Raw genomic sequence first — 11,694 nt, forward strand, 5'->3', positions numbered from 1 at the left:
CTAAAACCGTGTTATTTAAAATATTTTTTAACGTTTCTTTTAGCTTCTTTTCTAGCCCCTTTGTGCGAGTGCTCTGTTGCATAGCTCCTTTTTTAAAGGTGCGTCTGTAAAGAGTTTTTAAAGACATTATTGAACCTTTTGTTCTATAATAAATTGCCATAGTAACATTTCTAGTTCTATCAATAGGTTGGTGAAAAACAAAAGAACTAAAATCTCTGATTTTTTCAATTTTAGAATCTACAAAATCATCACTAAACTTTTGTCTATTTTTATTTCCTTTATTTTTGTTTGAGACATTAAATGTCCCGTCAAAATTTATAGATCTTTAATTTTAGAAACTGTAAAACGGCTAACTTCGTGTTCTATAGCGATTTGGTTTATTTTTATTTTTTCATTAGTCATATCGATATAAATACCTTTTCTTTTTTTCTCAAAATCTGTTAAATTCTGGATTTCTATTTTTTTATATTTCACATTACCTCCTATAATTATTTTAAACTATAGAATGTTGCAAAATAATTGAGAATTCACAAAAAATCATTTTAATATAATGCTTAAAAAGCAAAATTATATTGAGCTATAATTAAATTTATAAACTTATATTTATAAACAATAAAATGAGCGAAAAGTATTAGCAAGGAAAAAGATGTATTTTTGAATGTCATTTACTTTTTGAATATTTTCATTGCTAACTTATATACTTTTACGGTTATATTCTGTTTACATTGATAAAAAATTTTTTTCATATTTATGTTTATTTTTCATCCTATATTGTTATATTGAAATTGTATTACAATAGCAATACTAACTTATGCAATTATATTAAGTGTCACTTCATTGATTTTTGCTATTATTGTAGCCTCCCGCTCTGATTACAAAATAAAATATTATGTCAATATACATCATCACTATTATATTCACGTCGATGCTATTAACAATGTTAGTATTTAGTGTATTACTTTTAATATTATTTTTTTATTATGAGTGTTTTTTAAATAAAGTCGAATAGTAACATAATTATCAAAAATATTAATTGCTATTTTTCAGTTTTGAATGTTATTGTCGCAAATTAAAATATATAAATCAATTACTTTTTAAATTAATTATTGTAAATTTAATAAATAACAAAAATATTTAGGTACAATGCCTAAATATTTTGCTTTAATTGACTTATTTTAGAGTATTTTTTCTTTAAAACCGTGACTATTATTTGAAGATACATATTTTAGTTTTAGATTCACTAAACCGTCTTCGTCTTCAGACTTTGATAATTTCTTCTCAATTAGTTCTCTATTTTTAAAAATAATATTTGATATTGCTTTTACTAAATCGGTTTCTAAAAATAAAATAAGTGAACGAGCCCCCATCGAATCATCAATATTGTTAGCTACTAATGAATAATATTCTTCAATCGAATCATCGAATATTAATTTTATGTTTTTTTCTTTTAATAAAAATTCTTTTATTTTCTTGATTTTAGATTTTATAATGTCAAGTTTAATTTCTAATGAGCTAATTTTATTAAAAGGAATTATGTTTGGTATACCAATTCTATTCAAAATCTCCGGTCTTTTTAGCTCATCTCTAAAATATTTTTTAACTTCTGAAATAAAATGCTCTTGAATTTTTTTACCGTCCTCATCTTTAGGCATTGTAGACGCACCTATATTTGAAGTAAAAATAATAAATGTTTCCGAAAAATCAACTAGTTCTCCTTTAGAAGAAGTCAATCTGCCATCTTCTAAAATCTGTAAGAATTTATCAAAAATTTTTGAATTAGCTTTTTCTATTTCATCAAATAATAAAATAGAAAACGGTTTTTGTAAAACAGCATTAGTAAGCGTCCCTCCCGCTTCATAACCTATATAACCTGGAGCAGCTCCTAAAAGTTTTTGATCAGATTCTTCATGGTTATATTCTGACATATCAAATCTAATTATTTGATTTGGGTCATTAAAAATAAATTCAGATAAGGCTTTTGCTGATTCGGTTTTGCCAACACCTGTAGGCCCTGCAAAAAATAAAATTCCTTTTGGTTTTGAATTTTTCTGAATGTCAGAGGTTTGCAAAATGCCTTGTAATCCTACCCGACTTCTAATTAGTGTGTCTTTTATTTTAATGCCAACATGAGATTGGCCTTTGACTTTATTGTCAAAATCTTCTAAGAATTTGTTCAAATTTTCAGCATTAATTTTTTCTCATTCCGATTCTTTCTTTTCAAAAAAACACAGTCTATATAGTTCTTTAAAATCTTTTATACTATCAAGTTTGTTAGAAAATACTTCAAGTTGAAATAATTCTCTAAAAGTTAGTCCATTAGTTATTGCACTTGCGTCACTAATTTCTTTTTTAGTTATTAATTTATTATCAAGTTTTTTAAATAAAGATCCTCTTATGTTAAAAAAAGATTTTCTTTCATCTAATGAAGGATTAGGAATTGTTAGAGAAGTTATTTCTTGATTATTGTTAAAAAGTATCGAATTAAATATCTGATCGTTTTTTATCAAAATTATTAATTTAAAATTTGAAGGTTTAATCTTATGCGTTATCTGGTTAATTTCATTAGTAAACATATCAATCAATGAATTTAATTTAGCAATATCTAATTGAGTGTTTTTATCACTATAAATAGATTCAGCTAAATCTAAGATAAATAAATTTTGTGATGCAATACCATCATTATTAATTTTTTCAATTATTAAGTTTTTTAATTTTGAATTAATATCTTCATTTTTACCATTATCATTACTATCAATATTTACAAAATCAAATATTTCTGATTTTTCAATACCATCAAAAGTTTCTCAAAGATCGTTTTTATTATCTTTATTTTTAAAAATTTTTATGTTACCATGAACTATTTCACTTTTCATTTCTCAATTAGAATTGTAAAGATATATATTATCAATACAAAGATTTTTATCTTGGTATAAATAGTGTAATAAATATTGATTAAAGGTTAAAAAATCTAAATTAGAAAATTCAGTAAGCAATTCTAAATATTCACTTTTTAATAGATTCTTATTTATGCTATCTAAAGAGGGTTTTTTAATTGGTAAATTCAATACTTTTGGCGATAAAAACTCAGAAGTATTCCCCTTCAAAATTACTATATTTTTGTTTAGTAACTTAAATTTTAATTGCGTTGTAATTGCTTCTTTTAAATTCATAATTAATTACCTCATCTTTTTATTTTTTCCTTTGCGCTATATTTAGGTTTAGTTGCAACAAAAGTTCTATTCATGGTATATTTAACAATATTCATATTCGAATTTTTAGTTATATATTCAAGCATCTGATTAGCCGTTTTAGAACATACATGCCTTTTATAATCGCCAATTTGATATTCAACTGTTCCATCTGGCGAAACATTAAATATCACTTGCTCTTCTAAATCATTTTCTAAAAGATAAATTACGCCAAGCTTTTCATTAACAACTTTTATTTGCTTTCCGGCTAATTTATACTTTTCTTCAGTCATTAAAAACTCAATAAATGGTTTTGCTATTTTAGCGGCTTTCAATATCGAATTATTTTTTTCTTTAAATCAAATTTTAAAATCATCAATATCTTTTTTAGTTGTAATTATTTTTATCTTATCTTCAAAATATTGTTTTAATTCGTTATTTTTAATTTTGCTTATTTTTGCATAAATATTATTCTTGAAGCTTCTTAATTCTTCAATAGAAGCTTTAGCATTCATTAGTTCATTAATTTTTAAATTAAGATTATCTTCAGTTAACTCTAAATCACTATTTATAATCAAATCTCTTGCTTCATAAGCTAATTTTCCAAATTCATATACATAATGGTTAAAATTTTTTATCGAAATTGAGTTATCAATTTTTCTGTAATCAACTGTATCAATTATATTCAATAATAATTTATTGATTTTGTCATATTCTAATTCGTATAAACTTAATCCTTTGTATGAATTTAAATCCACTTCAACTTTTTGGTTAATATTTGATTTTACATTCTTAATTTGTTTAATAGCTTCTTTTATTAAACCATTGTTTTGATATTCATTAGATAAAAGCATATTATTTAGTAGTTCAGTATTTTTATCACAAATATTTTCTAATTCTCGTTTTTCTAATTGACTTAAATTCAATGTTACGGTTGCTATATGGCTCATTATTTATTAACCTCGAATTGTTTTATATATTCACTAATTTCATCTAACTTATTATTTTCGGCTATTACTTCTTCATTACTAATTTTAAAAATATACTCAGCCGTAGTTGTGTCTTTTCTAAAAGAATGGGCATAGTTATTAGATAAATATTTGTAATATTCAGCGAGTTTTAGATCTATTTTTTCTAATGACTTTGTAAATGTTGTTTTACTATTTTTTTTAAATTTTTCAAGTCTTTGTCTGATTGATACAGCTTTAGAAATTAAGTTATTTCTAATATATTCTAAAGAGTTTTTTATTTCTTCCTCTTTTTTAAAAATATATTCATTAATGTAATCTAAACAGTCAATAGCCAATAAACCTTTATATACTTCTTTTTTCTTGAAATTTTCTAAATAATTTAATTTAACTGAAGCCTCAATGTCCGAATCAATTTGTTTATTTAAATCTTCAAAATCGCCAGAAATATGATTTTTTAAATCGTTATAAAATAGTGTTTCTTTAAATTTATTGTCTTTATATAAATCAAACATATGATGGTTATTTACATGTTTTTTAAAAATTTCTCTAAGCATATTGTTATTTCATGAAGATACAAAGTTAAAAATATCCAGATTGTCTGAATTAATATTGTATTTACTAATAATGTTTTTAAAAATAAGTTCGCCATTATTTAAAATGCTCATGAATTTATCTAAATCATCGCTAGTTTTAATAGTATTTAAAACATCTAAAAACACATTATTAGAAAATAGTTGAGTAATTTCTTTGAATCAATCTTTAGTTTTAAAATTACTTAAAAATGTTCAAATCTTTAAAATTAATTCAAAATTAGAGTTAGATTTTTCTTTAACGTCTTTTAAAAATTCGTCTAGATATTTTTCTAAAGCAGAAGCCATAATATCAGTGGGTGATATTTTTTTATCATAAATATCTTCAAGTAACTTAAGGTATTTTGATTCGGGTATTTCAGTTGGAATAAAAAAGTCTACTGCACTTTCTTCAACTTCATTATCATCAATTTTTACATCAACTATTATTTTGTTTATGTCAAATATTTTTTTATCTAATATCAAAAACTTTTCATTATTTTTTCCTTCAACAATATTATTTTGATTGAAAGATTTTTTTACCATTCATTTATTAATATCGAATTCTTTTATATCTAATTTTTCAGAGCTATCTTTAATTTGAAAATTACTCAAAAAAGTATTATTTGGGAATATAGACTCATGTAACAATTTACGATTATTCAGTTCATCAATTAAATCACTCTTTATAAAATCTTCCATAAAGTAATTTTGAGCAATATTCATTGGTCTTATATTAATAGAAATAATAGTTGATGAATTGTCAATATAAAAGGGATAATCAGATTCAAAAAATGCTACCTTAATATCATTACTATTTTCAACACTTTTTTTCAATATTAATTTTGAGTCATCTTTTTCAAAATCATATTCAAGTTCAGAAACTTTTTGTTCAATTTCTTTCGATTCATTTTTATCAAAGCCTTCAAAAGAGCAGCCATTTCAAGCCTTATCTATATTTTTAGTGTTAAAGTATTTATCATAATTCTCCGATAAAAACTTACTCTTAATATAGAAAGTGAAGTTTTTTTTCATCACTCGGTCAGTTAAACTGTAAAACTTATTCATTTCAACATATTTTTCAATTTTTTTATTTATGTCAATGTTTTTAATATCCATTTCTAATAAATCAAAATCCTCAATGTTACTTTCAGAAGAATTAAAATTTATAGTTATTATATTTTTGTTATGCATATCCCTTAAAATCAATAGTCAAAATTTACGAATTAACACATCACTATTAATGTTATAAAACTCCTTAAATATGTCATTTACAGTAATATACTTATTTAATTTTTTAAATTCAATAAGCGGAATCAATATCAATTTATAATAATTTTCCATTTTTTCTATTTCACGATACGTAAATTCAACCCGTTTTTGAATAACCGGAAAATTAAGTTTAATTTTTATCTTATCATTCATTATATTCCTCTCCTATAAATTCTTCTGGGGTTACAAAAGAATCTTTGTTTTGCAAATAATGATTTATATATTTTTTCAATACAGTTAAGCCTTGGCTAGAATTTTTATAATATGAAAAATCACCGACAACAATTAAAATATTTTTTGTTCGACTAAAAGCAACGTTCAGTCTAGCTTCATCGTTTAAAAAGTTGGTATTACGTTTATTAGGAGTTTCCTCTGTTCCTTTATTTTCCGATCTCACTAAGTCAACAATAATAAATTCGCATTCTCTACCTTGAAAGTTATCAATCGTATCAATTACTATTGATCTCGTTGCAATATATTTAGTATATAAATCTGGATATTTAGATTGAATAATTCCTCTAATAACAATTGCCTGATTTCTAGTCAAAGCAATAACTCCGATTTTTGATTTTTCATTTTTAATATTTATTCCATTATTTTCTAAATCATTAATTAATTTTTGAATTATTTTAAATGTTACAATCGCATTATATTGATTCATTCTAGTGTCTAGTGTACTTTGATTAAATTTTTTAATAAATGAAATTGGTATAAAGCCATCTTCAATTAGCATATTGTGATCAAAATTATTAACAAGGTTAAATTTATTATCAAATTGTTTTATATCATTAATGTATTTTATTGGAAGAATGTAAGTATCTATCAAATTTAGCTTGCTAGTTATATTGCTATATTTTTTAAAATCGGCATTTTTGTTAAATGTTTTAAGTTCCTGATTTTTTTGTTTATATAAAACATTTATAAAATGACAAATTTCAGCCGGGAATCTATGTTGCATATCTAAAAATTCATAAGACAATGAATTGCCATTCGGCATATTCGTTAATTCTTTTATTTTTTCATTAAAATAAGGATATGCCAATGCATCATTAATTTTATTAACAATATCATTTTGCATTTTTTTATCAACATTATCTGGGCCAAGTTCTTTTTCTATCACTCAATTGTATAATTCTTCTGAAAAATCAACAGTAGGAGGTAATTGATAAGCATCACCGCATAAAATTGATTTACCTGATTGTAAACATCTATTTATTATTTCAAATAAATTTGATTTCGAAGTTTCATCCATGATTGTCAAATCAATTTTATAATCTGTTGTCAAGTCAACAAAATTGCCATTATGTTCAATTTCACTACTTGATGTAGTTGTCAAACCAAATAAGTTAACTAATTCATTATCAAATAAAACATCCACTAATTTTTCATTTCAATAGAAACCTTCATATTGGTCTTTTAAGTCATTAAGTTCAATCGCAATGTTTAACTTGCTTTTTATTTTAGATAAAACTTCAGAATTACAAAAATTATTAGTATTTTTATTCTCCACTTCTTTTATATAGTTAGATATTTTTTCCAGCGAATCTATTCCTAATTTTTTTAGTTCTTTTCCAATTTTTAAATAGTCATATTTTTCTAAAATATCAATAATTTTCCTAGAGTTTTTTTTATCAGAAACACCGCCATCTTCTGACATGAAGAAATGATCTTCTAATGACTCTTCAAATTCTTCGATTTTCTTTCCATCTACTATTATTTTTCTAATAAATAGATTTCAGATTCTCATATTATTTTCTTTAACATCTTTATCAATATCATTGCATAATTCAAGTACTTTATTATTAGTTGAGTTAGCTTGATTCAATAAATTCTCTTCGGATATTAATGCTTTTATATAACGATTAGATAAATTTTCTTTTGAATAAGGATTTATATTATTTGCCCTATTTCCACTTGACACTTTTATTGCAAAAACATTAGGATTTATTGGACTTAATTTAGCAAATCTATCAAAAACATTATCAATAGCCTCATGTGTTGAAGAGGTTAGCATAATATTCTGATTTTTATATTGATAGTAATCAATTAAAGCTGATATCACTTGAGTTTTTCCAGTTCCTGGAGGACCTTGCAATAAGAATAATGCATCAGAAAAAATTGCTTTTTTAAAGGCCAAAGCTTGTTTTTCGTTCAAATTATATTTAGAGATAAAATTATTAATATCATCAACGGCTTTGCTATTTTCATCTATTTTCACCGTTAATGGCTCAATTAATGATGCTAAAAATGAAGGTTCTTTTATATAACCTTTAAATAAATTTTTAATAGAATTATGTGATCTGGTTATTATTGTCTTTTCGCCAATATTAATAGTTGATAATTGATATCTTTTTCAATTATTATTTTTAAAATAGGGTTCTATTTCAATTGATACATCATCTTTGGTTTTAGGGTCTATTTTTATCGATTTTACTCTTTTAACAAGATAGTTTTCATTATCAATTTTGTTTATCAAATTTTGATATTCTTTTTTAAGTAATTTTTGTTTGCTTATTTCTTCATTCTTGGAATTAATTTTCTTATTTAATTCATTTTGTTTATCTATTAATTTATTTTTTTCATTTATATATTCATAAATTATTTTTTCTTTTTCTTTGATTTTACTTTTAATTTCTTCTTTTTCTTTTTCAATAGTTTTAAGACTTTGTTTTTTTATTAAATCATCAGATAATATAGGTGCTTTTTTTCTAATTGAGATTTTATATTCATCGATTAAATTTTGAATATCTCTTATTCTGCCATTATATGTTTTAATATCTTTGTTAAAGTTATCTACGTTGATACTAATTTCTTGAATTTCTTTATTTATAGCATTAATATTTTCATCAATTTTTTCCACATTTTTATCGAAGTTGTAGCTTTTTAAATCTCTTTTTTGTCTATTTTTCAGCTCATTTTTATCTTCTGTTTTTTCTTCGTAAAACTTAAATGTTATTTTAAGCGAATCAAACAAACTTCCCCTTGAATGAATATCTGAAAGATTTCAGTCTTTTTTATGTCCCAAAACATTAAAATTATCTTTTTGAAATAAATATAAATAATTATTATCAAAATTAATAATATTGTCTTTTTCGTTTTGTTTTTTCTCTAAAATAATATCCTTATCTGACAAATTCAAGAAAAATGCAGCGTCAGAATTTTTCATATTGTTATAAAATTCTGAAAATAATCTAAAATATCTCTCAATATCATTCAATTTTAAAGAATCTTCATTTTTCTTAAAAATCGATTTAGTATTTTGCAAAACGCTTTTTATTATTTGTATTGATATTGATTTTGAATTATTACAAGTTGGCGAGTTACATTTGTTATCACTATCACATACAAATTGAATTCCATCAATTTTATTAAGTTTGCTATTAATTTTGCTAATTGCTAAATTATAATTGGAAATATTTATTCTTTGTAACTCGAAATTTATAATTGAGTTCTCAATATTATTCATTTCTCTAGTTATTGTTAACTTGAAAAATAGATTAATAGCGTTGCCATCAACTTCTATACCTTTAATTTTAAAATTTGACAAATCTTTAGTTTGGACTGCAACTAAAAAATTTTCATACTCTTTGTGAGTTAGCTTTTCGTCTTTCGAGATTCTAATAAGTTCGTCATATACGTCATTATCTTCTTTTAAATATACCCTAGAAAGACCACACGTATAAAAATTTAAATTTTCGCCTTCATTAAGAAATTTAAATAGTTTTTTATAATCTAATTTTTCTTTTGTATTTAATTTCTTACTTTCTAATTCTTTTTCTAATTGGTTTAAAATTGTTATTTTTTTGCCGCGAACTTCTCTTTTACCAAAAGTTAATTGAAAATCTTGTTTTCTCAATACGCCGTTAGCATTAATTAATTCTGCATGAGATATATCACATTTATTTAAAATGTTTAATATAAGTTTCATAACGCCCCTTTATATAGTTAAATTATTAGAATTCTTTAATGCTTTTTAATTGTTTAAAATCTTTATCATTAAATAAATAGATTATTGAAAACAACATTTCTATTCGATAGGAAAAAAGCCACTATATTTGTGGCAATATTATTCATTGACTTCCTTTTTTCTTAAATAGATTATAAGAGAGAGAGAGAGAGAGAGAATTCTAAAATTCATAGTATTTTAATTATAAATAAAAACTAGTATTCATATAAAAAAATACTAATTATAATCTAAATTTCTAAGTTTTAATATCAACCATAAAAATGAAATTATTTGTTAAAAATAAAAAATAAGCTTAACTTAATATTTAAAATATTTTATTATAGTTTTGAATAACAATTAAGGATAAATACAATCATAAAAATACTAATTAAAAACTCCTATTACTATTTTTTTTATTTTGATAATCAAGAACAAAGATATCAATAATACAAATTAAAAACATTATTAAATTAAATTAACTATATACATGTTAAAAGTTTAATTTTATTTTATATAACTTATGTTCTTAATTCTTCTGCTTGCTTTGAAATTATTTCTGTATCTTGAATATATATTTTTTCTTTGATAATATATGACTTAACAAACAATGATGTCTTATTAAAGTTATTTTTAAAGTCTTTTAATCACAAATTATAATCATTAGATGGAAAAGGAATAAAAACCGGAAATGTATAAAATTTATCAACATTATTGAATTTACTAATAAAATGTTCAACAAAAGCTTCGGGGCTTAATGATAATTTATGATTACTTGGAAAAAATAACGCCGCTAGCATGGCAATTGATTGACACCATATCCCTTATACATTTATCATAATCATTCAATACATCACTAAAAGAACCATTTTTAAAATAATATTACTTCATGCCTCTTTGAATTTTGCATCTAAAATCATGAAAGGTTTTTGCTTATTATCATTGCTAAAAAACATAATCAGGCAATGTTGTCTGTTTGAATATTCTATCTCCACTGTAATCTATAATTTTAATTTTATATTGAGAAAAAAGAGTATATTCATCAGATTTTAAAAATTCTTCTAAATAAATCTCTCATAAAGTCGGAATGTAAAACAAAATACCTTTTGCTTTATTTAAATTTACTCCATTAAAAACAGATATAGCTTCATTTCTTAAAATTTTTAAACCGTTAAATCGCAACAAAAACGAGCCGCCTAACATATATAGTAAAATGTTATAGGTGGTCTTATTATGCATGAAATAGAATTAAACTATTTTCAATTAAATAGAAAACGAAAATTAGATGTTATAACTACATATTCTAATTTAACAAATAAGCAATTATCCTTAAAAGCAAAATGTTCAATATCAACCATAAAAAGATTAAAACAAAAATTAAGAAATGCTAAATTATGCAAAAAAGAGGTTAACTTAGCACATGGCAATCAATGAGGCGATAGAAAAAAGATTTACAGTAATGATTTAATTATCAATTATGAAAAAATATGAAAGCAAAAAATAATTGTTGGAACAAAAATAGTTCTTGTAATTCATATATGTCTTAGTGTTTGTTTTATGAGAGAATAGCTAATGCAAAAATATCATATAGCCAATTAACAAGAAAACTTACACAAAGCGGATTTCTAAGTGCTTTTGCTCATAAAAATACAATAAAATGAAAAAAACTTTTGTCAAAAAATATATACCTTATAAACCAAATATTTTGCCTAAAGAAAAGATTGCAAAACCAACCATAATCTCAAAAAGAA

At 23.1% G+C, this 11,694-nt stretch carries 8 protein-coding genes; 1 reads left to right on the forward strand and 7 read right to left on the reverse strand.

The features are described 5' to 3' along the window. Positions 1 to 315: 315 nt before the first annotated feature. The 7 genes from ACWXVU_RS03000 to ACWXVU_RS03030 form a co-directional block, all read right to left on the reverse strand. Positions 316 to 474: a hypothetical protein gene (locus ACWXVU_RS03000; RefSeq protein WP_455994604.1), complete on the reverse strand. Its 159-nt coding sequence runs from the start codon at positions 472 to 474 to the stop codon at positions 316 to 318. A 701-nt stretch (positions 475 to 1,175) separates the two neighbouring features. Continuing rightward, positions 1,176 to 3,170 carry an AAA family ATPase gene (locus ACWXVU_RS03005; RefSeq protein ID WP_438340603.1) on the reverse strand — a complete coding sequence of 665 codons (1,995 nt, stop codon included), beginning with the start codon at positions 3,168 to 3,170 and terminating at the stop codon, positions 1,176 to 1,178. 2 nt (positions 3,171 to 3,172) lie between these two features. Next, the gene (locus ACWXVU_RS03010; RefSeq protein ID WP_438340602.1) at positions 3,173 to 4,138 is read right to left on the reverse strand and encodes a hypothetical protein; all 966 of its coding nucleotides are present in this window, start codon (positions 4,136 to 4,138) and stop codon (positions 3,173 to 3,175) included. Continuing rightward, the gene (locus ACWXVU_RS03015) at positions 4,138 to 6,153 is read right to left on the reverse strand and encodes a hypothetical protein (protein WP_438340601.1); all 2,016 of its coding nucleotides are present in this window, start codon (positions 6,151 to 6,153) and stop codon (positions 4,138 to 4,140) included. The genes ACWXVU_RS03010 and ACWXVU_RS03015 overlap by 1 nt, the downstream gene beginning before the upstream one ends. Then, positions 6,143 to 9,928: an AAA domain-containing protein gene (locus ACWXVU_RS03020; protein WP_456012170.1), complete on the reverse strand. Its 3,786-nt coding sequence runs from the start codon at positions 9,926 to 9,928 to the stop codon at positions 6,143 to 6,145. The genes ACWXVU_RS03015 and ACWXVU_RS03020 overlap by 11 nt, the downstream gene beginning before the upstream one ends. 536 nt (positions 9,929 to 10,464) lie before the next feature. Next, positions 10,465 to 10,743 (reverse strand): hypothetical protein, encoded by a 279-nt coding sequence (locus ACWXVU_RS03025; RefSeq protein ID WP_438340599.1) that lies wholly within the window; start codon positions 10,741 to 10,743, stop codon positions 10,465 to 10,467. Between the two features lie 145 nt (positions 10,744 to 10,888). Then, on the reverse strand, positions 10,889 to 11,182 hold the full coding sequence (locus ACWXVU_RS03030; protein ID WP_456012172.1) for a hypothetical protein: 294 nt from the start codon (positions 11,180 to 11,182) through the stop codon (positions 10,889 to 10,891). On the opposite strand from ACWXVU_RS03030, the gene ACWXVU_RS03035 reads away from it, so the two are divergent. Next, positions 11,177 to 11,512: a hypothetical protein gene (locus ACWXVU_RS03035; RefSeq protein ID WP_456012174.1), complete on the forward strand. Its 336-nt coding sequence runs from the start codon at positions 11,177 to 11,179 to the stop codon at positions 11,510 to 11,512. The two genes, ACWXVU_RS03030 and ACWXVU_RS03035, sit on opposite strands and share 6 nt — an antisense overlap. Positions 11,513 to 11,694: the final 182 nt, after the last annotated feature.

This window comes from Mycoplasma sp. 2575 (genome assembly GCF_053851635.1).